The organism is Ramlibacter sp. Leaf400, assembly GCF_001424545.1.
Classification (GTDB): Bacteria; Pseudomonadota; Gammaproteobacteria; order Burkholderiales; family Burkholderiaceae_C; genus Ramlibacter.
In genome coordinates this window covers 13,164-35,392 of record NZ_LMQL01000008.1, presented here as the reverse complement: position 1 = coordinate 35,392, position 22,229 = coordinate 13,164, and the positions used below count along the sequence as shown (strand labels likewise).

At 71.0% G+C, this 22,229-nt stretch carries 26 protein-coding genes; 12 read left to right on the top strand and 14 right to left on the bottom strand.

All coding sequences use genetic code 11. From position 1 onward, the window contains the following. Nucleotides 1–4 precede the first annotated feature (4 nt). Nucleotides 5–961 carry a glutathione synthase gene (gene gshB / locus ASG30_RS06355; RefSeq protein ID WP_055894136.1) on the top strand — a complete coding sequence of 319 codons (957 nt, stop codon included), beginning with the start codon at nt 5–7 and terminating at the stop codon, nt 959–961. Here gshB and ASG30_RS06350 read toward each other — a convergent pair. From ASG30_RS06350 to ASG30_RS06330, 5 genes are all read right to left on the bottom strand, one after another. Beyond that, entirely contained in the window at nt 951–1,301 is a 351-nt protein-coding gene (locus ASG30_RS06350) for a DUF1428 domain-containing protein (RefSeq protein ID WP_055894135.1), read from the bottom strand. The genes gshB and ASG30_RS06350 overlap by 11 nt on opposite strands. Before the next feature lie 185 nt (nt 1,302–1,486). Beyond that, nucleotides 1,487–2,251, bottom strand: a complete 765-nt coding sequence (locus ASG30_RS06345; RefSeq protein WP_055894133.1) for a class II glutamine amidotransferase — start codon at nt 2,249–2,251, stop codon at nt 1,487–1,489. Between the two features lie 69 nt (nt 2,252–2,320). Further along, the gene (locus tag ASG30_RS06340) at nt 2,321–2,542 is read right to left on the bottom strand and encodes a cysteine-rich CWC family protein (protein ID WP_055894132.1); all 222 of its coding nucleotides are present in this window, start codon (nt 2,540–2,542) and stop codon (nt 2,321–2,323) included. Between the two features lie 133 nt (nt 2,543–2,675). After that, a complete protein-coding gene (locus ASG30_RS06335) occupies nt 2,676–4,880 on the bottom strand; it encodes a malate synthase G (RefSeq protein ID WP_055894130.1) in 2,205 nt (734 codons plus the stop codon). A 36-nt stretch (nt 4,881–4,916) separates the two neighbouring features. Continuing rightward, the gene (locus tag ASG30_RS06330; RefSeq protein ID WP_055894128.1) at nt 4,917–5,594 is read right to left on the bottom strand and encodes a haloacid dehalogenase type II; all 678 of its coding nucleotides are present in this window, start codon (nt 5,592–5,594) and stop codon (nt 4,917–4,919) included. Nucleotides 5,595–5,803: 209 nt separating this feature from the next. Here ASG30_RS06330 and ASG30_RS06325 point away from each other — a divergent pair, with 209 nt between their 5' ends. From ASG30_RS06325 to ASG30_RS06280, 10 genes are all read left to right on the top strand, one after another. Continuing rightward, nucleotides 5,804–6,823 (top strand): LysR family transcriptional regulator, encoded by a 1,020-nt coding sequence (locus tag ASG30_RS06325; RefSeq protein WP_055894125.1) that lies wholly within the window; start codon nt 5,804–5,806, stop codon nt 6,821–6,823. Continuing rightward, nucleotides 6,820–7,272 (top strand): DUF2214 family protein, encoded by a 453-nt coding sequence (locus ASG30_RS06320; RefSeq protein ID WP_055894123.1) that lies wholly within the window; start codon nt 6,820–6,822, stop codon nt 7,270–7,272. Before ASG30_RS06325 ends, ASG30_RS06320 begins: the two co-directional genes overlap by 4 nt. A 40-nt stretch (nt 7,273–7,312) precedes the next feature. Then, entirely contained in the window at nt 7,313–8,986 is a 1,674-nt protein-coding gene (gene argS / locus ASG30_RS06315; protein ID WP_055894122.1) for an arginine--tRNA ligase, read from the top strand. Nucleotides 8,987–8,991: 5 nt separating this feature from the next. Then, the gene (locus tag ASG30_RS06310; RefSeq protein ID WP_055894779.1) at nt 8,992–9,597 is read left to right on the top strand and encodes an SPOR domain-containing protein; all 606 of its coding nucleotides are present in this window, start codon (nt 8,992–8,994) and stop codon (nt 9,595–9,597) included. Between the two features lie 66 nt (nt 9,598–9,663). Then, entirely contained in the window at nt 9,664–10,314 is a 651-nt protein-coding gene (locus ASG30_RS06305; protein ID WP_055894119.1) for a thiol:disulfide interchange protein DsbA/DsbL, read from the top strand. A gap of 103 nt (nt 10,315–10,417) precedes the next feature. After that, complete coding sequence (gene lptA, locus ASG30_RS06300) at nt 10,418–11,029, top strand: lipopolysaccharide transport periplasmic protein LptA (RefSeq protein ID WP_055894118.1); 612 nt, start codon at nt 10,418–10,420, stop codon at nt 11,027–11,029. Beyond that, nucleotides 11,026–11,817, top strand: a complete 792-nt coding sequence (gene lptB, locus ASG30_RS06295; protein ID WP_055894115.1) for an LPS export ABC transporter ATP-binding protein — start codon at nt 11,026–11,028, stop codon at nt 11,815–11,817. Before lptA ends, lptB begins: the two co-directional genes overlap by 4 nt. 22 nt (nt 11,818–11,839) lie before the next feature. Next, complete coding sequence (locus tag ASG30_RS06290) at nt 11,840–13,396, top strand: RNA polymerase factor sigma-54 (RefSeq protein WP_055894113.1); 1,557 nt, start codon at nt 11,840–11,842, stop codon at nt 13,394–13,396. A gap of 5 nt (nt 13,397–13,401) precedes the next feature. Further along, on the top strand, nt 13,402–14,631 hold the full coding sequence (locus tag ASG30_RS06285; RefSeq protein ID WP_055894112.1) for a THUMP domain-containing class I SAM-dependent RNA methyltransferase: 1,230 nt from the start codon (nt 13,402–13,404) through the stop codon (nt 14,629–14,631). Then, complete coding sequence (locus tag ASG30_RS06280) at nt 14,612–15,022, top strand: PIN domain-containing protein (RefSeq protein ID WP_055894110.1); 411 nt, start codon at nt 14,612–14,614, stop codon at nt 15,020–15,022. Before ASG30_RS06285 ends, ASG30_RS06280 begins: the two co-directional genes overlap by 20 nt. A 21-nt stretch (nt 15,023–15,043) precedes the next feature. On the opposite strand, the gene ASG30_RS06275 is transcribed toward ASG30_RS06280, so the two are convergent. The 4 genes from ASG30_RS06275 to ASG30_RS06260 are packed head-to-tail and all read right to left on the bottom strand — an operon-like array spanning nt 15,044 to nt 17,515. Next, nucleotides 15,044–15,541: a nuclear transport factor 2 family protein gene (locus ASG30_RS06275; RefSeq protein ID WP_055894107.1), complete on the bottom strand. Its 498-nt coding sequence runs from the start codon at nt 15,539–15,541 to the stop codon at nt 15,044–15,046. A 32-nt stretch (nt 15,542–15,573) separates the two neighbouring features. Then, nucleotides 15,574–16,062: a CinA family protein gene (locus tag ASG30_RS06270; protein ID WP_055894105.1), complete on the bottom strand. Its 489-nt coding sequence runs from the start codon at nt 16,060–16,062 to the stop codon at nt 15,574–15,576. Continuing rightward, nucleotides 16,059–16,598: a phosphatidylglycerophosphatase A family protein gene (locus tag ASG30_RS06265; RefSeq protein ID WP_055894102.1), complete on the bottom strand. Its 540-nt coding sequence runs from the start codon at nt 16,596–16,598 to the stop codon at nt 16,059–16,061. Before ASG30_RS06265 ends, ASG30_RS06270 begins: the two co-directional genes overlap by 4 nt. Beyond that, nucleotides 16,595–17,515 carry a LysR family transcriptional regulator gene (locus ASG30_RS06260; RefSeq protein WP_055894100.1) on the bottom strand — a complete coding sequence of 307 codons (921 nt, stop codon included), beginning with the start codon at nt 17,513–17,515 and terminating at the stop codon, nt 16,595–16,597. Before ASG30_RS06260 ends, ASG30_RS06265 begins: the two co-directional genes overlap by 4 nt. A 128-nt stretch (nt 17,516–17,643) precedes the next feature. On the opposite strand from ASG30_RS06260, the gene ASG30_RS06255 reads away from it, so the two are divergent. Continuing rightward, nucleotides 17,644–17,826, top strand: coding sequence for a hypothetical protein (locus tag ASG30_RS06255; protein WP_055894098.1), 183 nt, complete (start codon nt 17,644–17,646; stop codon nt 17,824–17,826). Here ASG30_RS06255 and ASG30_RS06250 read toward each other — a convergent pair. The 5 genes from ASG30_RS06250 to ASG30_RS06230 form a co-directional block, all read right to left on the bottom strand. Next, nucleotides 17,823–18,341, bottom strand: coding sequence for a thermonuclease family protein (locus ASG30_RS06250; RefSeq protein ID WP_156385444.1), 519 nt, complete (start codon nt 18,339–18,341; stop codon nt 17,823–17,825). The genes ASG30_RS06255 and ASG30_RS06250 overlap by 4 nt on opposite strands. A gap of 44 nt (nt 18,342–18,385) precedes the next feature. Further along, nucleotides 18,386–19,366, bottom strand: a complete 981-nt coding sequence (gene thiL / locus ASG30_RS06245) for a thiamine-phosphate kinase (RefSeq protein WP_055894097.1) — start codon at nt 19,364–19,366, stop codon at nt 18,386–18,388. A 42-nt stretch (nt 19,367–19,408) separates the two neighbouring features. Then, a complete protein-coding gene (locus ASG30_RS06240) occupies nt 19,409–19,669 on the bottom strand; it encodes a GlsB/YeaQ/YmgE family stress response membrane protein (protein WP_055894095.1) in 261 nt (86 codons plus the stop codon). Between the two features lie 107 nt (nt 19,670–19,776). Beyond that, the gene (locus ASG30_RS06235; protein ID WP_055894773.1) at nt 19,777–20,931 is read right to left on the bottom strand and encodes a YbdK family carboxylate-amine ligase; all 1,155 of its coding nucleotides are present in this window, start codon (nt 20,929–20,931) and stop codon (nt 19,777–19,779) included. A gap of 16 nt (nt 20,932–20,947) precedes the next feature. Next, on the bottom strand, nt 20,948–22,201 hold the full coding sequence (locus ASG30_RS06230) for a cation:proton antiporter (protein WP_055894093.1): 1,254 nt from the start codon (nt 22,199–22,201) through the stop codon (nt 20,948–20,950). Nucleotides 22,202–22,229 lie beyond the last annotated feature (28 nt).

The following is a 22,229-nucleotide window of genomic DNA, read 5'->3' as shown; positions in this document are numbered from 1 at the left end:
CCCCATGAACCTGCTTTTCGTTGCCGATCCGCTGGAGGCCTTCAAGGTCTACAAGGACACGACGTTCTCGATGATGCGCGAGGCGCAGCGCCGCGGCCACCGCATCGCCGCCTGCGAGCCGCGCGACCTGGCCTGGCGCTCGGGCGGCAAGGTGCAGGCCCGCGTGCGCGAGATCCACCTGACCGGCGACGCCGATACCTGGTTCACCCAGACCGCCATCGGCACGCGCGCGCTCCCCGAGTTCGACGCGGTGCTGATGCGCAAGGACCCGCCGTTCGACTCGGAGTACTTCTACGCCACCCACCTGCTGGAGCAGGCCGAGCGCGAAGGCACGCGCGTGTTCAACAGCCCGCGGGCGCTGCGCGACCACCCGGAAAAGCTGGCGATCATGGAGTTCCCGCAGTTCCTCAGCCCCACGCTGGTGACGCGCGATCCCGACGAGGTGAGGCGCTTCCACGCGGAGCACCAGGACGTGATCCTCAAGCCGCTGGACGGCATGGGCGGCATGGGCATCTTCCGCGTGCGGGCCGACGGGATGAACCTGGGCGCCATCGTCGAGACGCTCAACGGCGGCGGCGCCACCACGCTGATGGCGCAGCGCTTCGTGCCGGAGATCGTGCAGGGCGACAAGCGCGTGCTGGTCATTGCCGGCCAGCCGGTGCCGTTCAGCCTGGCCCGCATCCCGCAGGGCAGCGAAGTGCGCGGCAACCTGGCCGCCGGCGGCAAGGGCGTGGCGCAGCCGCTCACCGCGCGCGACCGCGAGATCGCGCAGGCGCTCGGGCCGGTGCTCGCCTCGCGCGGCCTGCTGCTGGTGGGCCTGGACGTGATCGGCGACTGCCTGACCGAGATCAACGTGACCAGCCCGACCTGCTTCCAGGAGATCACGCAGCAGACCGGGTTCGACGTGCCGGCGATGTTCGTCGACGCGCTGGAGGCGGCCTGCGCCGCGGTCACTCGCTGAGGATCACCTCGAAGCCGCCGTAGATCAGGCGCTGGCCGTCGAACGGCATCTTCATGTCCTTGAAGCGCGGGTCTTCCATGGCCTTCTTCATGCCTTCGTCGCGCGTGGCCTTGGACGGCCAGGTGATCCACGAGAACACCACCACCTCGTCGTCCTTGCGCTTGACGGCCATCGGGAACGAGGTCAGCTTGCCTTCGGGCACGTCGTCGCCCCAGCACTCCACGACGCTCTGGGCGCCGAACTGCTTGAAGACGCGGGCGGTGTCCCGCGCGTGCTCGAGGTAGGCGGCGCGGTTGGCCTTGGGCACCGCGGCGACGAATCCATCCACGTAAGTCGTCATGAGGGTCTCCTGTCGGGTTGGGGCAGCGCGAGAGCGCTTCCTACCCTACGACGAACGAGCGGGGGGCGGATCGACAACCCCTTCCCGTCATTCCCGCGGAGGCGAGAATCCAGGGCGTCCGCCTTCGGCGAGAGTCCGGGAAGCACTGGATTCCCGCCTCCGCGGAAATGACGGTTCTGGGCGACTCAGCAGACCGCCGCCCCGTCCACGAACACCCGCAGGTCCCCTGACTGCATCTGCGTCCACTGCTCGTCCGTGGTCAGCGGCGCCGTCACCACCACGGCCACCTTGTCCTGCGGCGTGGTGTGGTGGGCGAAATCGATGGACAGGTCCTCGTCCTTCAGCCGCGCATGGGCGAAGGGGTGCCGGCGCTCCACGTAGAACAGGCTGGTCGCGCAGTGGGCCCACAGCGCTTCGCCATTGGACAGCAGGAAGTTGAACGGCCCGTGCCGCGCGATCTGCGGCGCCAGCTCGCGCAGCGTGAGCGTCAGCTCGGCCACGCTGGGCACGCCGGCGTGGGACTTCCACAGCTCCTGCATGATCCAGCAGAACGCGCGCTCGCTGTCGGTGCTGCCCACCGGGCGGAAGCTGGCGTGCAGTCGCGGCTGGAAGTCCTTGAGGTCGCCGTTGTGCGCGAACACCCAGTAGCGGCCCCACAGCTCGCGCACGAAGGGGTGGCAGTTCTGCAGCGACACCTCGCCCTGCGTGGCCTTGCGGATGTGGGCGATGACGTTGCGGCTCTTGATGGGGTAGCGCCGGATCAGCTCGGCCACCGGCGACTGCGACGCCGGCTGGTGGTCGACGAAGTGGCGCAGGCCCAGGCCCTCGAAGAAGGCGATGCCCCAGCCGTCGGCATGGTGGTCGGTGCGCCCGCCGCGCTGCGCGAAACCGGTGAAGCTGAACGTGACGTCCGTCGGCGTATTGCAGTTCATCCCGAGCAGCTGGCACATGAGGCCATTATTCGCGACGCCGCGTGCCTCGTGGGCGGGGCCCTGCCGAATGGCGCTGCGCGGGGCGTCCTACTGCTGTCGGGTGGCGCAGGCGGAGCAGATGCAGGCCAGGTTGCGCGCAGGCTCGGGCACCTGCGACAGCAGCTCGCGCGAGAAGTCCACCAGCGTGCACCAGCAGGGCGGCTGGGGCTGGCCGGTGATGCGCTGGGTTTCCATGGCGCAGGTGTTCGGCTGCCCGCAGAGCGGGCAGAGGTTCGAATCCAGGGCGCGTGGAGCGGGAAGCGAGGACATCGGCGAAGTTTAGGCCGTGCTCACGGTCCCCATGCCACCGAGTCCCGTCATTCCCGCGAAGGCGGGAATCCAGAGCTTCCCGGCAGTGCGCGAAGGCGGACGCACTGGATCCCCGCCTCCGCGGGGATGACGTTCAGCGCGCCGCCTTCACCTTCAGCCGCCACGCATGCAGCAGCGGCTCGGTGTACCCCGACGGCTGTTCCTTGCCCTTGAACACCAGGTCCAGCGCCGCGCGGTAGGCGGAAGACTTCTCGAAATTGCCCGCCATCGGCTGGTAGAGGGGGTCGCCGGCGTTCTGCTTGTCGACCACCGCGGCCATGCGCTGGAAGGTCTCCACCACCTGCTCCTTGCTCACCACGCCATGGTGCAGCCAGTTGGCGATGTGCTGGCTGGAGATGCGCAGCGTGGCGCGGTCCTCCATCAGGCCGACGTTGTGGATGTCCGGCACCTTGGAGCAGCCCACGCCCTGGTCGATCCAGCGCACCACGTAGCCCAGGATGCCCTGCACGTTGTTGTCCAGCTCCTGCTGGCGCTCCTGCGCGCTCCACCTGGCCTCGGGCACCACGGGGATCTGCAGCAGGCCGGCCAGCAGGTTCTCGCGCTCGGCGGCCGCGTCGGTCTTCTCCAGCTCGCGCTGCACCGCGGCCACGTCGACCTGGTGGTAGTGCAGGGCGTGCAGCGTGGCGGCGGTGGGCGAGGGCACCCAGGCGGTGTTGGCGCCGGCCTTGGGATGGCCGATCTTCTGCTCCAGCATGGCGGCCATCAGGTCGGGCATGGCCCACATGCCCTTGCCGATCTGCGCGCGGCCGCGCAGGCCGCTGGACAGGCCCACCAGCACGTTGTTCTTCTCGTAGGCCTGGATCCAGGCGCTGGACTTCATGTCGCCCTTGCGGAACATCGGGCCGGCCAGCATGGCGGTGTGCATCTCGTCGCCGGTGCGGTCCAGGAAGCCGGTGTTGATGAAGGCCACGCGCGCGGCGGCCTCGGCGATGCAGGCCTGCAGGTTGACGCTGGTGCGGCGCTCCTCGTCCATGATGCCCAGCTTCACCGTGTTGGCGGGCAGGCCCAGCAGCTGCTCGACGCGGCCGAACAGCTCGCTGGCGAAGGCCACCTCGCGCGGCCCGTGCATCTTGGGCTTGACGATGTAGACCGAGCCGGTGCGCGAGTTGCGGATGCCCGCGGCACCCTTTGCGCCGCCACTTTTCTTGAGGTCGTGGATGGCGATGGCCGTGGTGACCACCGCATCCAGGATGCCCTCGGGGATCTCCTTGCCGCCTTCCCACAGGATGGCCGGGTTGGTCATCAGGTGGCCCACGTTGCGCACGAACATGAGCGAGCGGCCATGCAGCGTGACGGTGCCGCCGTCGGGCCCGGTGTAGACGCGGTCCGGGTTCAGCCCGCGGGTGAAGCTGCGGCCGCCCTTGCTCACTTCCTCGGTAAGGTCGCCCTTGAGGATGCCCAGCCAGTTGGCGTAGGCCAGCACCTTGTCCTGCGCATCGACCACGGCCACCGAGTCTTCCAGGTCGAGGATGGTGGACAGCGCCGCCTCCACCACCACGTCGGCCACGCCGGCCGCGTCGGTGCTGCCGATCGCGTGCTTGCGATCGATCACGATGTCCAAGTGGATGCCGTTGTTCCGGATCAGCACCGACGAAGGCGCCGCCGCGTCGCCGCGCAAGCCGACGAACTGCGCCGCGTCCTTCAGGCCGCTGCTCGCGCCGCCCTTGAGCGCCACCTGCAGCTTGCCGCCTTCGACCTTGTAGCCCACGGCATCGCGGTGCGAGCCCGACGCCAGCGGCGCGGCCTGGTCCAGCACCTTGCGCGCGTACTCGATCACCTTGGCGCCGCGCACCTCGTTGTAGCCGGGGCCTTTCTCCGCTCCGCCGGTCTCGGGGATGGCGTCGGTGCCGTACAGCGCGTCGTAGAGCGAACCCCAGCGCGCGTTGGCGGCGTTGAGCGCATAGCGCGCGTTCAGGATCGGCACCACCAGCTGCGGCCCCGCCTGCAGCGCGAGTTCGGCGTCGACCTTGGTGGTGGTGGCCTTGGCACCCGCGGGCTGCGGCACCAGGTAGCCGATCTGCTCCAGGAAGGCGCGGTAGCCCTTCATGTCCTGGATCGGGCCCGGGTGGGCCTGGTGCCAGCGGTCCAGCTCCGCCTGCAGTCGGTCGCGCTCGGCCAGCAGGGCGATGTTCTTGGGCGCGAGGTCGTGGACCAGGGCGTCGAAACCTTTCCAGAACGCGGCGGGTTCCACGCCGGTGCCCGGCAGGACCTTGTCCTCGATGAAGCGGTGCAGTTCGGTCGCCACCTGGAGGCGGTGGGCGGACGTGCGGGCGGTCATGGCGGGCTCCTTGTCGAAACAAAAAAAAATGGGAAATCAGAAGAAGGCGAGCACGTCGTGCAGCGTCTCGCCGGTGCGGGTGGGCTGCGTGCCGAGTTCCTCGAACGGCAGCCCGTAGCGGTTGATCCACAGCGTGCGAAAGCCGAACCAGGTGGCGGCCAGCGCGTCCCAGGCGTTGGAGCTGACGAACAGGATGTCCGCCGCGGCCTGCCCGGTCGCCTGCGGGCCGAGGGCGTAGGCCTGCGGGTGGGTCTTGTACCTGCGCAACGGATCGACGCTGATCACGTGGTCCAGCAGCGGCGCCAGCCCGGCGCTCGCCACGGCGGCCTGCAGCATCGGCGGGTCGCCGTTGGACAGGATGCCGGTGGCCACGCCGCGCTCGTGCAGCGCCTGCAGCACCTCGCGCGCCTCGGGGAAGGCGGGCAGCTCGCGGTACTGCTGCATCAGCTGCCGTTCGGCGTCGTCGGTGAGGGCCAGGGCCAGCCGCTTGCACGCGTAGCGCAGGGCGGCCTGCGTGAGCTCCGAGAACGGCCGGTAGTGGGCGCCGTCATCGCTGGTGGTCACCAGGCGCGTGTACTCGATCTGCTTGTCCCGCCACAGCACTGCGAGGGCGTGGCCCTGGCCGGGGAACAGCCGCTCGGCGAGCGCGCCGATGCCGTACACGTCGAACAACGTGCCATAGGCATCGAACAGGACTGCGCGCGGCTTCTCCACGGGCGTCACTGTATTTGAACCTCGCGCCGAGGTTTAGACCCCGGATGGTGATTTGATTCGTGACCTGTGCAGCTGTAATGGCTGAGATGTGCGCGGCTGGCGGCCGCGAAGGCCGGCCCTGCCGATGGCGTGGCCGCAAACAAACTCTACAGTGAATCATCCCGTCAATCGCGTAGATTCTGAACCTGCGTACGCATAATCTGCCCGGCATGGACAAGCTCAAGCAGCTCGAATCCTTCGTTTCCGTGGCCACCCGCGGCAGCCTGACGGCGGCCGCCAAGGCCGAGGGGGTCGCGCCCGCCATCATGGGCCGCCGGCTGGACGCGCTGGAAGAGCGGCTCGGGGTCAAGCTGCTGGTGCGCACCACCCGCCGCCTGACCCTGACTCACGAGGGCAGCGCCTTCCTGGAGGACTGCCAGCGCCTGCTGGCCGACATCGCCAATGCCGAGGCCAGCGTCAGCGCCGGCGGGGTGAAGGCCAGCGGCCACCTGCGCATCACCGCGCCGGCCGGCTTCGGCCGCCGGCACGTGGCGCCGCTGGTGCCCGAATTCCGCCGGCTCCACCAGGACGTGACCGTCTCGCTCAACCTCAGCGACCGCGTGGTCGACCTGGCCGGGGAGGGCTACGACTGCGCGGTGCGGGTGGGCGACCTGCCGGACTCGTCGCTGGTGAGCGTGCGCATGGCCGACAACCGCCGGCTGTGCGTGGCCACGCCCGAGTACCTGGAGCGCCATGGCACGCCGCAGCAGCCCGCCGACCTGGCGCGCTTCGCCTGCCTCACGCTGTCGAGCGACGCATCGCAGGTGCGCGGCTGGGCGTTCCGCGTGCCGCGCGGCGTCCACGGCCGCCCGCAGGACGGGGCGCCGGCGGAAAGCCCGACCCCGCCGAAGGAGCAGTGGGAGGTCATCCACTTCAAGCCCGCCGGGCCGCTGGACTGCTCCGACGGCCAGGTGCTGCACGACTGGTGCCTGCAGGGCCACGGCATCGCCTGGCGCAGCACCTGGGAGGTGGAGAGCGAGATCGCCGCCGGCCGCCTGGTCGAGGTGCTGGCCGAGTTCGCCGCGCCGCCCAACGGCATCTACGCCGTGTTCCCGCAGCGCAAGCACCTGCCGGTGCGGGTGCGGCTGTGGATCGAGTTCCTCAAGCAGCATTTCGGCCAGCCCGGGTTCTGGCGCAGCCCGGCTCCCTCCAGCGTCCCCACGGCCAACACCGCCACCTCCAGCGAATGACCACCGACGCTCTTCTCGCCTACGCCCACATCCTGGCCATCCTCACGCTGGTGGTGTTCATCGCCAGCGAGGCCGCGCTGTGCCGGCCCGAATGGCTCAATGCCGCCGCCGTCGAGCGGCTGGTCACCGTCGACCGGGTCTACGCCATCGCCGCAGCCGCAGTCTTCCTCACCGGCCTGGCGCGGGTCTTCCTGGGCAGCAAGGGCGGCGCCTGGTACGGGCACAACTGGCTGCTCTGGACCAAGCTGGGCCTGTTCGTGGCGGTCGGGCTGATGTCGATCGCGCCCACGCGCCGCTTCATCGCCTGGCGCCGGGCCCTGCGCGCCGACGGCCGCCTGCCACCGGCGGAGGAAGTGCGGCGGGTGCGCCGCTGGGTGATGCGGCAGGCGCACGTCATCCCCCTCATTCCGCTGGCGGCGGTGTTCCTCGCGCGCGGTTACGGGAACTGATTCACGAAGGGGGCAGGGGCCGCCTCCTTAGAATCCCGCGATGCTCCTCGTGAAAGATGAACTGCTCGGCGCCCTCGCGACCGGGCTGGAAAAGCTCTCGCCGGGTGCGGGCGCCAAGGCGGCCTTCGAGTCGCCCAAGGTGGCCGCGCACGGCGACCTGGCCTGCACCGCGGCCATGCAGCTGGCCAAACCGCTCAAGGCCAACCCGCGCCAGGTGGCGGAAAACCTCAAGGCCGAGCTGCTGCAGTCGACGGCCTTCCAGCGCTGGGTCCATGCCGTCGAGATCGCCGGCCCCGGCTTCCTGAACATCCGCCTGAAGCCCGCCGCCAAGCAGCAGGTCGTGAGCGAAGTGCTCCAGGCCGGCAACCGCTACGGCCACCGGCCCGCGGGCGGCCAGCGGATGATGGTGGAGTTCGTCTCGGCCAACCCCACCGGCCCGCTGCACGTGGGCCACGGCCGCCAGGCCGCGCTGGGCGATGCCATCTGCAACCTGTACGCCAGCCAGGGCTGGGACGTGCACCGCGAGTTCTATTACAACGACGCGGGCGTGCAGATCGCCACCCTGGCCACCTCGACCCAGCTGCGCGCCAAGGGCATCAAGCCGGGCGACCCGCAGTGGCCCGAGAACGCCTACAACGGCGAGTACATCCAGGACATCGCCGACGACTTCAAGGCCCGCAAGACGGTGAAGTCCGACGACCGCGAGTTCACCGCGTCGGGCGACGTCGACGACCTGGACTCGATCCGCCAGTTCGCCGTGGCCTACCTGCGCCACGAGCAGGACCTGGACCTGCAGGCCTTCGCCGTCCGCTTCGACAACTACTACCTGGAATCCAGCCTTTACACGAGCGGCAAGGTCGAGGCCACCGTGCGGCGGCTGCAGGAGGCCGGCAAGACTTACGAACAGGACGGCGCGCTGTGGCTGCGGTCGACCGACTACGGCGACGACAAGGACCGCGTGATGCGCAAGTCCGACGGCACGTACACCTACTTCGTGCCCGACGTGGCCTACCACGTCACCAAGTGGGAGCGCGGCTTTCCCAAGGCGGTGAACATCCAGGGCACGGACCACCACGGCACCATCGCCCGCGTGCGCGCCGGCCTGCAGGCGGCCGGCGTCGGCATCCCGGCCGGCTACCCCGACTACGTGCTGCACACCATGGTGCGCGTGATGCGCGGCGGCGAGGAGGTGAAGATCTCCAAGCGCGCCGGCAGCTACGTGACGCTGCGCGACCTGGTCGAGTGGACCAGCAAGGACGCGGTCCGCTTCTTCCTGCTCTCGCGCAAGCCCGACACCGAGTACGTGTTCGACGTCGACCTGGCGCTGGCGCAGAACAACGACAACCCGGTCTACTACGTGCAGTACGCGCATGCGCGCATCTGCTCGGTGCTGGCGGCGTGGGGCGGCGATGCCGCGACGCTGCCGCAGGCCGACCTGTCGGCGCTGGACAGCCCGGCCGCGTTGTCCCTGATGCTGCAGCTGGCCAAGTACCCGGACATGCTCGCGTCCGCCGCCGCCGACTTCGCGCCGCACGACGCCACGTTCTACCTGCGCGAGCTCGCCGCGGCCTACCACTCCTACTATGATTCCGAGCGCATCCTGGTCGACGACGACAAGGTCAAGCGGGCCCGGCTGGCGCTGGTGGCCGCCACGGCGCAGGTGCTGCGCAACGGGCTGGCCGTGCTGGGTGTGAGCGCACCCGAGAAGATGTGAGCAAGATGTTGAACAGACAGCGTGGCAATGTCCTGGTGGGCGTGATCATCGGCGTGGTGCTCGGCCTCGCGGCCGCCCTCGCCGTGGCGGTGTACGTCACCAAGGTGCCGATCCCCTTCGTCAGCAAGACCCCCGGCCGCACGGCCGAGCAGGACGCGGCCGAATCGCGCAAGAACAAGGACTGGGACCCCAACGCGCCCCTGCATGGCAAGAACCCGGCCAAGCCGCTGCCGCCCGTCGCGGCGCCTGCTGCTTCCGCGCCCGTGGCCGAGCGGCCCGGCCCGGCGGCTTCGGCGCCCCCGGCCGCGCGCTCGTCCGCCGGCGATCCGCTGGGCGACCTGGCCGCCTCGCGTTCGGCCAGCCCGGCCGCCGACCCCTTCATCTATTTCGTGCAGGTCGGCGCCTTCCGCGCGCCCGAGGACGCCGAGGCCCAGCGTGCCAAGCTGTCGCTCATGGGCGTGGAGGCGCGCATCACCGAGCGCGAGCAGTCCGGCCGCCAGGTGTTCCGCGTGCGCGTGGGCCCCTTCGACCGCAAGGACGACGCCGACCTCAGCAAGGAAAAGCTCGAGGCCGTGGGCCTGGAAACCGCGCTGGTGCGCGTGCAGCGCTGAGCCGCCGCGCGGAACCTTTCCCGCGCCGCCGGGCTCAGACCCCGAACTCAAGGAGTGCTAACCAAGATGGATCGACGTGAGTTTTCCGCGGGCCTGGCCTGCGTGGCCGCCGTGGCCGGCCTGGGCGTGACCCCGCTGGCCTGGGCGCAGAAGAAGCCCGAGGACGGCAACGACTACAAGTCGCTGGACAAGCGCGTGGCCACCGAGGCCCCGGCCGGCAAGATCGAGGTGGTCGAGTTCTTCTGGTACGCCTGCCCGCACTGCAACGCCTTCGAGCCGCAGCTGGAAGCCTGGCAGAAGAAGCTGCCGGCCGACGTGGTGCTGCGCCGCGTGCCGGTGGCCTTCCGCGACAGCTTCGTGCCCCAGCAGCGCCTGTTCTACACGCTGGAGACCATGGGCAAGCTCGACGAGCTGCACCGCAAGGTGTTCCACGCCATCCACGCCGAGAAGCAGGCCCTGGACAAGGAAGACCTGATCCTGGCCTGGGTCGAGAAGAACGGCGTCGACAAGGCCAAGTTCCAGGAGCTTTACAACTCCTTTGCCGTCTCGACCAAGGCGCGCAAGGCGGCGCAACTGCAGGACGCGTTCAAGGTGGAAGGCGTGCCCGCCCTGGGCATCGCCGGCCGCTGGTACACCGACGGCTCCATGGCCGGCAGCATGCCGCGCGCCGTGCAGGTGGCCGAGTACCTGATCGGCGAGGCCCGCAAGTCGCGCTGAGAGCCGCGGCCCTGTCAAGCTGGACCGAGCCCGCTTCGGCGGGCTTTTTCATTGGCGCCGGCCGGCTGCTCGCTACAATGCGCCAGCAAGATTCATGCCGAATATGAAACCCGCTTTCCTCCTCGCCGCGCTGGCGGCCGCCGTCCTGGGCTTTCCCGCCCAGGCCGAACGCGCGGACCGCAACCAGCCGATGAACATCGAGGCGGATGCGCTGCGCTACGACGACCTGCGCCAGACCAGCGTGTTCACCGGCCGGGTGGTGATCACCAAGGGCACCATCGTGATCCGCGGCGCCCGCGTGGACGTGCGCCAGGACCCCGAGGGCTTCCAGTACGGCGTGGTCACGGCCGAGCCGGGCAAGCGGGCGTTCTACCGCCAGAAGCGCGAGGCCCTGGACGAATTCATCGAAGGCGAGGGCGAGGTCATCGAATACGACGGCAAGGCCGACCGGGTGAAGTTCATCCGCCGCGCCGAGATGCGGCGCTATCGCGGCGCCACCATCAGCGACGAGATGGTGGGCAGCCTGATCACCTACGACAACGTCACCGAGGTCTTCACCGTCGACGGCGGACCGGCCTCGGCCACGCCGGGCGGCCGGGTGCGCGCCGTGCTGTCGCCGCGCGACGGCGCATCGGCGCCGGTGGCCGGCCAGCGGCCCGCCACGCCGCCGGCCCAGCTGCGCACCAGCCCGGCCCTGGGCGGGGAGTCCAAGTGAGGGCCGATCCGGCGGAAGCGCTGCAGCCGGAAGGTTCGGCGCAAGGCCCCAGCCGGCTGGAGGCGCGGCACCTGCAGAAGGCGTACGGCAGCCGCAAGGTGGTCAAGGACGTCTCGCTGGCGGTCGACAAGGGCGAGGTGGTGGGCCTGCTCGGCCCCAACGGCGCGGGCAAGACCACGTCGTTCTACATGATCGTCGGCCTGGTGCGCGCCGACGCCGGCGAGATCTCCATCGACGGCCGCCCGGTCGAGCACATGCCGATCCACCGGCGCTCGCGCCTGGGCCTGTCCTACCTGCCGCAGGAGGCGTCGATCTTCCGCAAGCTCAACGTGGCGGAGAACGTGCGCGCCGTGCTGGAACTGCAGCACGACCCCGACGGCCGGTCGCTGTCGCGCGCCGCCATCGAGGAGCGCCTGGACGCCCTGCTGGCCGACCTGCGGGTGGACCACCTGCGCGACTCGCCCGCGGTGGCGCTGTCGGGCGGCGAGCGGCGCCGGGTGGAGATCGCCCGGGCGCTGGCGACCCAGCCGCGCTTCATCCTGCTGGACGAGCCCTTCGCCGGCATCGACCCGATCGCCGTGATCGAGATCCAGCGGATCATCGGCTTCCTCAAGTCGCGCGGCATCGGCGTGCTCATCACCGACCACAACGTGCGCGAGACGCTGGGCATCTGCGACCACGCCTACATCATCAGCGACGGCCACGTGCTCGCCCAGGGCACGCCGGCCGACATCGTGAACAACGCCGACGTCCGCCGGGTGTACCTCGGCGAGCACTTCCGGATGTAGCGGTGGACCACCGGTCGTACCCATGAAGCAGGGCCTTTCGCTTCGGGTCTCGCAGCACCTGGCGCTCACGCCGCAGCTGCAGCAGTCGATCCGGCTGCTCCAGCTGTCGACGCTGGAGCTGTCCCAGGAAGTCGAGCAGATGCTCGGCGACAACCCCTTCCTCGAAGTCACGCAGGACGAGGCGCCGCGCGAGGAGTTCGGCCTGGCGCAGGCCGACGCGCCGCCACCCGAGTCCGAGCGCGAGGAAGCGGCCGCGGAATTCGGCAGCTTCGAGTCCGAGCGCCCGGTCGCCGGCACGCAGGAGAGCGAGTCCGCTTCCGAGCCGGTGGAAAGCCCCAGCGACTGGGACGGCGACGGCACCACCGAGATGGTGCCCGACGACGGCGAGTGGGGCGGCGAGGCGCAGGCGCGCCGCAACAACCTGGGCGGCGACGACGAAGTCGATGCCGCCGACCTGGCCCACGTGCACGAGTCGCTCCAGGCCCACCTGCACCGGCAGGCGCTCTCGCTGCGGCTGGCGCCCGTGGACCAGGCGGCGCTGCGCTTCCTGATCGAATCGCTCAACGACGACGGCTACCTGGAAGACTCGATCGAAGCGCTGGCCCACGGCCTGGCGCCGGGCGACGCCGAGCAGCAGGAGGAACTGGTGCACCGCTTCACGGTGGCGCTGCGGCTGCTGCACCATCTGGACCCGCCGGGCGTGGGCGCCCGCACGCTCGCCGAGTGCCTGACGCTCCAGCTGCAGGTGCGCAAGGGCGACGGCGACGACGCCGTGCGCGAGGCCGCGCTGGCGATCTGCCGCCAGCCGATGGACCTGCTGGCCCGCCGCGACATCAAGCGGCTGGCCCAGCTGTGCGGCCAGACCGACGCGCACATCCGGGCCGCCATCGGCCTGATCACGCGGCTGGAGCCCAAGCCGGGCCGGCGATTCGTCGACGTGGAGCGCAACATCGTGGTGCCCGACGTGCTGGTCAGCAAGGTCGGCCGCGGCAACCAGTTCCGCTTCCGCGTGCAGCTCAACCCGGACGTGATGCCGCGGCTGCGCGTGCACGACGTCTATGCCGGGGCGCTCAAGGCCCACAAGGGCGAGGGCCACCAGGCGCTGCAGCAGCGGCTGCAGGAGGCGCGCTGGTTCATCAAGAACATCCAGCAGCGCTTCGACACCATCCTGCGGGTGTCCAACGCCATCGTGGAGCGGCAGAAGAATTTCTTCGTGCACGGCGAGCTGGCCATGCGGCCGCTGGTGCTGCGCGAGATCGCCGACGAACTGGGCCTGCACGAGTCCACCATCTCGCGCGTGACCACGGCCAAGTACATGTCCACGCCGTTCGGCACCTTCGAGCTGAAGTACTTCTTCGGCTCGGCACTGGGCACCGAGACCGGGGGCAACGCCTCGTCGACCGCGGTGCGCGCGCTGATCCGACAGTTCGTCGCTTCGGAAGACCTGAAGAAGCCGCTGTCGGACAGCCAGATCTCCGAGATGCTCAAGGAGCAGGGCATCGAGTGCGCCCGCCGCACCGTCGCCAAGTACCGCGAAGCGCTGCGCATCGCACCCGCCAACCTGCGCAAGGCGCTCTGACCCGCTTGTCCCACCTCCAGCTTTTCCTGCCCTGCGCCGCCGGCGTCGAGAACCTCCTGGCCGACGAAGTGCACGCCCTCACCGGGCTGGCCGGCGACGACCTCCTGGTCGGCCGCGCCGGCGTGGTGGTGCGCGGCTCCTGGCGCGAGGCGCTGCGCCTGAACCTGCACAGCCGGCTCGCGCAGCGCGTGCTGGTGCAGCTGTCGCACACGCCCTACCGCGAGGAGGCCGACCTCTACCAGGCGGCCAACGCCGTGGCGTGGGAGGCCTGGTTCACCGTGCGCCAGAGCTTCAAGGTGGAACTCACCGCGCAGCACAGCCCGCTCAAGAGCCTCAACTTCGCGGCTCTGAAGATCAAGGACGCGGTCGCCGACCGCTTCCGCGACAAGGGTGGCGCCCGGCCCGACGTCGACACCCAGCGACCCGACGTGCGCCTGTTCGCGCACCTGACCTCGACGCACTGCACGCTCTACATCGACACCTCGGGCGAGCCGCTGTTCAAGCGCGGCTGGCGCGAGGACAAGGGCGAGGCGCCGCTGAAGGAAACGCTGGCCGCCGCCATGATCGCGGCCAGCGGCTGGCGCGCCGAACAGCCGCTGTACGACCCCTGCTGCGGCAGCGGCACCATCGCGATCGAGGCCGCGCAGGTGGCCTGCCACATCGCGCCCGGCATCCGGCGCCGCTTCGCCTTCGAACGGATGCTCGCGCACCAGCCGCACGTGTGGGCCCAGCTCAAGGATGAGGCGCGCGCCGCCGAGCGCGCGTCGCCAGTGACGGTGTTCGGCAGCGACGTGGCCTTCCGCATGGTCGACTTCGCGCAGCGCAACGCCGAACGCGCCGGCGTGGCCGGGGCGGTGCAGTTCCGCGGCGGCGACGCGCTGCAGCGCCTGCCGCCGGCCGACACGCCCGGCGTGATGCTGCTCAACCCGCCCTACGGCGAGCGCATCGAGACCGCCGGCGTGGCCGGCCGCGTGCAGCGCGGGCGCGAACGCGCGCAGACCGACGGCGAGGGCGACTTCTTCACCCAGCTGGCCGCCCACTGGAAGAAGCACTACGCGGGCTGGTCGGCCTGGGTGCTCACGCCCGACCTCAAGCTGCCCTCGCTGATGCGGCTGAAGGAATCGCGTCGGGTGCCGATGTGGAACGGGCCGATCGAGTGCCGCCTGTTCCGCTTCGACATGGTGGCGGGCTCGGCCCGCAGGACGGCGCCGCCCGATGCCCCCGCTGGTGCTTGACACCAACATCGTGCTGGACGTCTTCGTCTTCGCGGACGACGCCGCCCAGCCCTTGCGCGAGCAGCTGCTCGCCGGCCGCCGCTGGCTGGCCACCGCGGCCATGCGCGACGAGCTGCAGCGAGTGCTCGGCTACCGGCAGATCGTTCCGCGGCTGGCGTACTACGGCCTGGCCGCGGTCGACGTGCTGGCCGCCTTCGACCGGCACGCCACCGAAGTCGAAGTCGCCCCCAAGGCGCCGGTCCTCTGCAAGGATCCGGACGACCAGAAGTTCATCGACCTGGCCGTGCGCGAGCGCGCCACGCTCCTGAGCAAGGACAACGCGGTGCTGCGCCTGCGCAAGCGCCTGGAGGCGCTGGGCGTCGGCGCCGGCCCGGTCCTGCCCACCGCCTGAGTCCTTGCGGCGCCCGCCGGCTCAGTGCCCGGCGGCGCCGGTCGATGCCATGTAGTGCCGCAGGCTGGCCGCGCCGCGCTGGCGCACCTTGCCGCGCAGCATCGGCGTCCAGCCCAGCAGCAGGCCGGGCAGGCCGAGCGCCTGGCGCGACCAGCGCCAGAAGCCGAAGCGGTCGCGGTGCGCCGCGATGCGCCCGTCGGCCGCGAAGCGGAACTCGGCGTCGATGCGGTTGTGCACCTTGCGGCCGGTGGTGCTGAAGCGGTACCAGGCCTCCCAGTGCGCGCGGCCGCGGGCGGCATCGGCCTGCACGCCGGACCATTCGATCCGCCAGGGGTCGCGCCCGCCGGCCCGCACGGTGTCGCACAGCATGTGCCACATGCCAGCGATCTGCGGCCGGCCCCTCAGCGAGAACACCTCGTCCTCGAAGGTCGCGTCCTCGGCATAGCACTCGGACATCACCGCGGCGTCGAGCCGCCCGAAGGCGGCGTACAGGGTCTCGAGCGTCTGATGCGTCTGCATTCGATGCTCCCCGGGAGAGGACAAGAAAGAAACTAGGCGGCGTGCAGCAGCGCCAGCAGGCGCACCAGCGCGTGCGCCACGGTGGCCTGCCGCACGGCCTGGCGGTCGCCGTCGAAGCGCACCGTCTCGCTGTGCAGCCGGCCGTCCACCGAGAAGCCGAACCAGACGGTGCCCACGGGCTTTTCCGCGCTGCCGCCGGTCGGGCCGGCGATGCCGGTCACGGCGACGCTGACCTGCGCGTGCGAATGGCGCAGGGCGCCGAACGCCATCGCGCGCGCCACGACTTCGCTGACCGCGCCGTGGGCCTGCAGCAGCGCCGGGTCGATGCCGAGCGATTCGGTCTTGGCCTCGTTGGAGTAGGTGACGAAGCCGCGCTCGAACCAGCGGCTGGAGCCGGACAGCTCGGTGCACGCGCCGGCGATCAGGCCGCCGGTGCAGCTCTCGGCGGTGGCCAGCATCCAGCCGCGCTCCAGCAGCCGGTCGGCCAGCTCGGCGCACAGGGCCGGGATGTCGCTCGTCATGTGAACTGCCTCCATGCGGCCAGCAGGAACAGCGTGCAGAACGCCGCCACCAGGTCGTCGAAGATGATGCCCAGCCCGCCGCGCCAGCCGAAGCCGTGGAACAGGCCGTCGGCCCAGCCCACCGGTCCCGGCTTGACCGCGTCGAGGAAGCGGAACACCACGAAGGCCGCCAGCTGCGCCTCCCAGCCCGCGGGCATCAGCACCCACAGCACCAGCCAGAAGGACATGATCTCGTCGGCCACGATGCAGCCGGGGTCCAGCACCCGCATCTGGTCGACCGTCACCGTGCTGGCCCACCAGCCCACCACCACGCTGCCCAGCACCACGCACCCGAGCGCGAACGGAGACAGCCAGGCCTGCAGCACCAGGAAGGAGGCCCAGGCCCACAGCGTGCCCACGGTGCCGGGTGCGACCGGGCTCAGGCCGCTGCCGAACCCCATCGCCATGAGGTGCGCGGGATGCGAGAGCAGGAAGCGCCAGGTGGGCCGCAGCAGCGCCGCCTGCAGCGGCGGGTTCAGGGGCGGGGCAGTGGTCATGCGGAGCGCGCCTGGGCGGGCCGGCCGCGTCCGAACCACTCGGCCCAGAAGTCGATGCAGGCGCGGATCTTCGGCAGGCGGTGCCGCGCGCCGGCGGTGACGGCATAGACCGGTACCGGTTGCACGTCGACCAGGCCGGGCAGCACCGGCACCAGCCGGCCCTGGCGCACCAGGTCCTCGCCCACCAGCGTGGCGAGGCGCCCGATGCCCAGGCCTTCCAGCACCATGCTCGCGGCCATGTTGGTGTCGTTGGTCCGCCAGTGGCCGTCGGCGGCGAAGGTTGCGGGTTTGCCGTTCACGCGGAAAGGCCACTGGTTGAGCATGGGCACGGCGTTGTTGGTCACCAGGCGGTGCTGCGGGAGGTCGTCCAGGTCCTGCGGCAGGCCGTGGGCGGCTGCATAGGCCGGCGCCGCATAGAGCGCCCGGCCCAGCGTGCCGATCTCGCGCGCGACCACGGTGTCCGGCAACACGTGCGCGGTGCGGATGGCCAGGTCGATGCCGTCGCGCGCCATGTCGGCCAGGCGGTCGCCCACGTCCAGTTCCACCCGCAGGCGGGGATGGCGCTGCGCCAGTTCGAGCAGGCTGGGGACGATCTGGTACTGCGCGACCACGGTGCTGGCCGCGACCCGCACCACGCCGGCCACGTCGCGCGCGCTGGCCGCGAAGTCGCCCTCCAGCTCGTCCAGCGTGCCGAGCACGCGGCGCGCGTGGCCCATGAAGGTCTCGCCTTCGGCGGTGAGCGAGAGCCCGTGGGTGGAGCGGTGGATCAGGCGCGCGCCGCAGCCTTTTTCGATGCGCACCAGCGTGCGCGAGACCTGGCTGACCGGCACGTCGCGTTCGCGGGCGACGGCCGACAGCGTGCCCAGCTGCGCCACGCGGACGAACAGCAGCAGGTCATCGAAAGCCAGCTCACGCATGGGGCGATGTTAACGAGCGACGCTGCCTTGCATCCACCGCAAGACGGATTTGCCCGGCGCGCCGTTTCCGGGCCTGCCCATCGTTCCTAGAGTGCAGGCACTTTCAAAGCAACCCCAGGGGGATCGCCATGCACACCCACGACACCGACCGTTCGCAACGCCTTCGGGATGCCGCGCTCGCACGTGCGCTGCGGCTGCGGGACGAGGCGCTGGACCGCGGCTGGCGCGTGCTCATCGCCGCTGCGCGCCGGCTGCTGCTTCGGACCCCGCGGCTGCGTCGCCGGGCGGCTGGCCCGCTGCGCCGGGCCTAGGACGGGCCCTGGGTGGCGGCGGGCGGCGTGCAGGACCCGCGCAGCCGGCGGAAGGTGCGCGGCTCCAGCGGGTGCGCTGCCGCCCACAGGCCGCGGCGCGCTTCGCGGGCCTGGGTCTGGAGTGCGTCGTACGGACCCGGCTGCCGACGGAAGGTGGGCGACCAGGCCAGGCCGTTGCCCACCAGCCAGCCGCCCACGTCCTGGCCCTGGCGGCGCATCTTGGCCAGCACCCGGTCGTAATCGTCGCGGCCGTGCTCCTCGACGATGACCGTGCGGCGCAGGACGAACCGCGACAGGGCGTCACGCGACTGCTCGCCGAAGCGCTGGCAGATCTCCGGGGCGTCCACGCCCAGCAGGCGCACCTGCACGCGGGGCCCGCCGCGCGCCGGCCGCACCCAGACCGTGTCGCCGTCGCTGACGTGCAGCACCACCGCCGGGTAGCTGCGCGGCTGGGCCGGCGCGGCATGCGGCAACAGGACGAGGAGGGTGGCGACGAGCAGCCGCAGGCAGGACATGGGTTCTGGACTCAACGGCGAAGGGGCGGGTGCAGCCGACGCGATCAGGCGAAATGGTCGAACGAGGCGAAGCGCCCGCGCAACTCGCGGTCTTCGCCGTCGAGCAGGCGCACGCCCGGCTGGGCTTCGATGCGGCCGATGCGGGTGACCGGCGTCGCGCTGGCGGCCGCGGCCGCGGCCACCGCTTCGCGTTGCGCGGCCGGCGCGGTGAACACCAGCTCGTAGTCGTCGCCTCCCGCGAGGACGAACTCCAGCTGCGTCGCTTCCGGCAGGCCGGCCACGCCGTCCGCCTGCTCGCGCGCGGCGAGCAGCGGCAGGGCGGACGCCGCCCAGATCGTGGCGCCCACCTGGGACCGGCGCAGCACGTGGCCCAGGTCGCCCAGCAGCCCGTCGCTGACGTCGACGGCCGAGGAGGCGATGCCGCGCAGCGCCTGGCCGAGCGCGACGCGCGGCGTCGGCTGCTCCATGCGGCGGCGGGCGAGTTCGAACAGCGGCGCCGGCACGGCCAGCCCCCCCCGGAACACCTCCAGGGCCAAGCGGGCGTCGCCCAGCGTGCCGCTGGCGTAGAGGTCGTCCCCGTCCCGCGCGCCGCTGCGCAGCAGGGCCTGGCCGGGCGGCACCTCGCCGAACACGGTGATCGAGATCGCCAGCGGCCCGCGCGTGGTGTCGCCGCCGACCAGTTCGCAGCCGTGCTCGTCGGCCAGCGCGAACAGGCCGCCCGCGAAGCCCGCCAGCCAGGACTCGTCGACGGCGGGCAGCGCCAGCGAGAGCGTGAAGCCCAGCGGCCGGGCGCCGCACGCCGCCAGGTCGCTCAGGTTGACGGCCAGCGCCTTGTGCCCCAGCCGGGCCGGGTCCACCGTCGACAGGAAGTGGCGGCCTTCCAGCAGCATGTCCGACGACACGGCCAGCTGCATGCCCGGCGCGGGCGCCAGCAGTGCGCAGTCGTCGCCGATGCCCAGCGCCACCTGGCGCGACGCCGGGCGGTCGCGGCGGAAGAAACGATCGATCAGCTCGAATTCACCCATGCGCGGGCGAGGATAACCGCCGCGCCGGGGAGGGTCCGGGACTTAGACCCGGGGACGCGAGCTGCCGCGCACCATGCCGTAGATCACCAGGAGCAGGATGGCGCCGACGATCGAGGCGATCCAGCCGGCCGGTTCGCCCTCTGTGTACCAGCCCATCGCCATGCCGGCATAGCGGGCCAGGAAGGCACCGGCGATGCCCAGCAGCGTCGTCATGATCAGGCCCATGCGGTCATTGCCCGGCTTGAGGGCCCGGGCCAGCAGGCCGACGATGAACCCGACCACGATGGTTCCGATGATTCCCATGTCCAATTTCTCCCTTTGTGCGCACCGCCGCGGGTGCGAAAGGATTCTGGAAGGGGCGCCACGGCCGCCCTGTAGGACGACGGCGGCGGCCGAGATAGGCGCGGCTGCTACCGCTGGCCCTTGAAGCGTTCGCTGCCCTGCCGCACCACCTCGGCCAGCAGGCGCTCGCGCACCTGGCGCTGGCGCAGCCAGCGCGCGTCGTTGGTGCCCAGTTCCGCGTCTTCGGCCAGCAGCTGGATCGCGGGGCCGGCGCCCAGCCGCTGCGCATGGGGCGCCAGCTGCCGCAGCGTGGCCAGGATGTGGTCGCGCAGCGGCATGTGGCGTCCGCTGACCGGGTCGACATACACCGCCTCCAGCCCAAAGCGGCAGGCCTGGAAGCGGTTGTACGTGTAGACCATGTAGTCGTCCTCGGCCGGCAGGAAGGGCTGCTCGTGCAGGAACCAGCTGGCCAGCGACTGCACCAGGCCGGCCAGCGCGGCCGCGCGCTCGATGGTGAGCGGCGTGTCGAACACCCGGATCTCGATGGTCCCGTACTCCGGCTTGGGCCGGATGTCCCAGTAGAAGTCCTTCATGCTCTTGACCACGCCCGTGCGCGTGGTCTTGGCGAAGAACGCCTCGAACCCCTCCCACGACAGCGTGAACGGCGCACGGCCCGACATCGGGAAGGCGAACACCGAGTTCAGCCGGGCGGAGTCGAACTGCGTGTCCTGCCCCTGCACGTAGGGCGAGGACGCCGACAGCGCGATGAAGTGCGGGATGTAGCGCGACATGCGGTGCAGCATGAGCAGCGCCTCGTCCGCGCCGGGGCAGCCCACGTGCACGTGCTGGCCGAAGATGGTGAACTGCTTGGAGAGGTAGCCGTACAGCTCGGACAGCTCGCGAAAGCGCGGCTTGTCGTAGATGCGCTGCTGGTGCCACTGCTGGAAGGGATGCGTGCCGCCGCCCACCACCGCGATGTTGAGCTTGTCGGCGCAGCGCACCAGTGCGTCGCGCAGCTGCGTGAGCTCGCCCAGCACGTGCGCCGCCGACCGGCACACGCCGGTGGAGATCTCGATCATGCTGGACGTCATCTCCGGCACCACCGAGCCGGGCAGCTCGAACTTGGACATCAGCCGCAGCATCTCGTCGGAATACGGGGCCAGGTCGTAGTCGTGCGTGTTGACCAGCTGCAGCTCGAGCTCCACGCCCAGCGTCAGCGGCTCGGACTCGTGGAAGGGCTCGAGGCGGGCCTCGGCCTCGGGCGACTCGCCGGCCGGCGTCAGGTCCGGCAGCACCGGCTCACGCACGCTGGGCCCCCACGGGCGCCGTGCCGTTGGTGGGCTCGGGCTGCGAACTCTCGCGCGCCAGGTGCAGCACGAAGGTGGCGATCACCGCGCCCAGCACTTCGGTCAGCAGGATGGCCGGCAGGGCGATGCTGGCGATGCGCGGCCCCAGGGTGAACGAAGCCGACGCGAACTGCGACACCAGCAGCAGCGCGAGCGAGGACATCGGCGACATCGCCCAGCCGGTCATCAGCGCCTGGCGCCAGCTGGTGCCGCTGCCCGGGTTGGCCAGGAGCACGCCCGCCAGCTTGGCCAGCGTGCGCGCGCCGACCAGCGCGAGCACCAGGCCGGCCACGCCGGGGTTCCAGTCGGCCTGCGCCGCCACCACCGACACCAGCACGAAGCTGAGCATCACCAGCAGCGAGGCGGCCGTGCCCAGCTGGCGCGGCCAGGCCCAGGGGCGGGGGTGGATCTGCTTGAGCACCAGCCCGGCGAGCAGGCCCGCCAGCGCGGCCGAGCCGCCCAGGTGCGAGGCGACGGCGGTGCCGGCCGCGATGCTGGCGATGAGGAGGATCGAGGTGTTCTCGCTGTTGGGGCTCATGAAGTGCAGCGCGAAGCGCAGCACCAGGGCCAGGGTGGCGCCCACCGCCACCGACACGCCGAGCACGACGGCCACCGGGTAGAGCAGGGCGAACAGGTCGGTCTCTTCCCGGTGCATCAGGCCCGCGCGCGCCGCGACCAGGGTCAGCGCGTAGAGCGCGCCCAGGGCCGACAGCACGATCGCCCGCTCGGTCACCGGCCCGGCCGCCCGCACGTCGGTGACGACGCGGCTGAGCACGGCCGGCGACGAGGCCATGGCCACCAGGGCGAGCGCGTCGGCGACGGAGGGACGCACGTCGAACCAGCGCAGGGTGAAGTAGACCGCCACATAGGTGAGCGCCGCCTCCAGCACGCTCTGCAGCAGCACCATCGGGTTGTGCCGGAACCAGCGCAGCGCGATGCGCCCGCCGGTCTCGAACAGCACGACCGACACGCCCAGCTCCAGCAGGAAAAGGCCGATGCCCTGCAGCGGCCAGGCCGCGCCGGTGAAGCCGAGGATGCCGGCGATCGCGCCGACGGCCGAATAGCCCACGACCTTGGGCAGCGCCATGTGCCGCTGCACCAGGTGGCCCGCCGCGGCGGCCAGCGCCAGGAGGAGGGACCATTGCACCGTCGGCAGCCCCGCCGAGGGCTTGAGCCACTGGCCCCAGATGGCCATGAATTCGTCCATGCGTGTCCCTCGCGGCGGACTCTAAACG

Excerpts from the sequence above, each read along its gene's own strand:
- gshB (WP_055894136.1), top strand. The coding sequence starts at position 5 with ATGAACCTGCTTTTCGTTGCCGATCCGCTGGAGGCCTTCAAGGTCTAC.
- ASG30_RS06350 (WP_055894135.1), bottom strand. The coding sequence starts at position 1,301 with ATGACGACTTACGTGGATGGATTCGTCGCCGCGGTGCCCAAGGCCAAC.
- ASG30_RS06275 (WP_055894107.1), bottom strand. The coding sequence starts at position 15,541 with ATGCAGACGCATCAGACGCTCGAGACCCTGTACGCCGCCTTCGGGCGG.
- ASG30_RS06290 (WP_055894113.1), top strand. The coding sequence starts at position 11,840 with ATGAAGCAGGGCCTTTCGCTTCGGGTCTCGCAGCACCTGGCGCTCACG.
- ASG30_RS06255 (WP_055894098.1), top strand. The coding sequence starts at position 17,644 with ATGCACACCCACGACACCGACCGTTCGCAACGCCTTCGGGATGCCGCG.
- ASG30_RS06310 (WP_055894779.1), top strand. The coding sequence starts at position 8,992 with ATGTTGAACAGACAGCGTGGCAATGTCCTGGTGGGCGTGATCATCGGC.
- ASG30_RS06325 (WP_055894125.1), top strand. The coding sequence starts at position 5,804 with ATGGACAAGCTCAAGCAGCTCGAATCCTTCGTTTCCGTGGCCACCCGC.
- ASG30_RS06345 (WP_055894133.1), bottom strand. The coding sequence starts at position 2,251 with ATGTGCCAGCTGCTCGGGATGAACTGCAATACGCCGACGGACGTCACG.
- ASG30_RS06265 (WP_055894102.1), bottom strand. The coding sequence starts at position 16,598 with ATGACCACTGCCCCGCCCCTGAACCCGCCGCTGCAGGCGGCGCTGCTG.
- ASG30_RS06230 (WP_055894093.1), bottom strand. The coding sequence starts at position 22,201 with ATGGACGAATTCATGGCCATCTGGGGCCAGTGGCTCAAGCCCTCGGCG.
- ASG30_RS06240 (WP_055894095.1), bottom strand. The coding sequence starts at position 19,669 with ATGGGAATCATCGGAACCATCGTGGTCGGGTTCATCGTCGGCCTGCTG.
- ASG30_RS06280 (WP_055894110.1), top strand. The coding sequence starts at position 14,612 with ATGCCCCCGCTGGTGCTTGACACCAACATCGTGCTGGACGTCTTCGTC.
- ASG30_RS06320 (WP_055894123.1), top strand. The coding sequence starts at position 6,820 with ATGACCACCGACGCTCTTCTCGCCTACGCCCACATCCTGGCCATCCTC.
- thiL (WP_055894097.1), bottom strand. The coding sequence starts at position 19,366 with ATGGGTGAATTCGAGCTGATCGATCGTTTCTTCCGCCGCGACCGCCCG.
- ASG30_RS06270 (WP_055894105.1), bottom strand. The coding sequence starts at position 16,062 with ATGACGAGCGACATCCCGGCCCTGTGCGCCGAGCTGGCCGACCGGCTG.
- ASG30_RS06305 (WP_055894119.1), top strand. The coding sequence starts at position 9,664 with ATGGATCGACGTGAGTTTTCCGCGGGCCTGGCCTGCGTGGCCGCCGTG.
- ASG30_RS06260 (WP_055894100.1), bottom strand. The coding sequence starts at position 17,515 with ATGCGTGAGCTGGCTTTCGATGACCTGCTGCTGTTCGTCCGCGTGGCG.
- lptA (WP_055894118.1), top strand. The coding sequence starts at position 10,418 with ATGAAACCCGCTTTCCTCCTCGCCGCGCTGGCGGCCGCCGTCCTGGGC.
- ASG30_RS06250 (WP_156385444.1), bottom strand. The coding sequence starts at position 18,341 with ATGTCCTGCCTGCGGCTGCTCGTCGCCACCCTCCTCGTCCTGTTGCCG.
- ASG30_RS06340 (WP_055894132.1), bottom strand. The coding sequence starts at position 2,542 with ATGTCCTCGCTTCCCGCTCCACGCGCCCTGGATTCGAACCTCTGCCCG.
- argS (WP_055894122.1), top strand. The coding sequence starts at position 7,313 with ATGCTCCTCGTGAAAGATGAACTGCTCGGCGCCCTCGCGACCGGGCTG.
- ASG30_RS06335 (WP_055894130.1), bottom strand. The coding sequence starts at position 4,880 with ATGACCGCCCGCACGTCCGCCCACCGCCTCCAGGTGGCGACCGAACTG.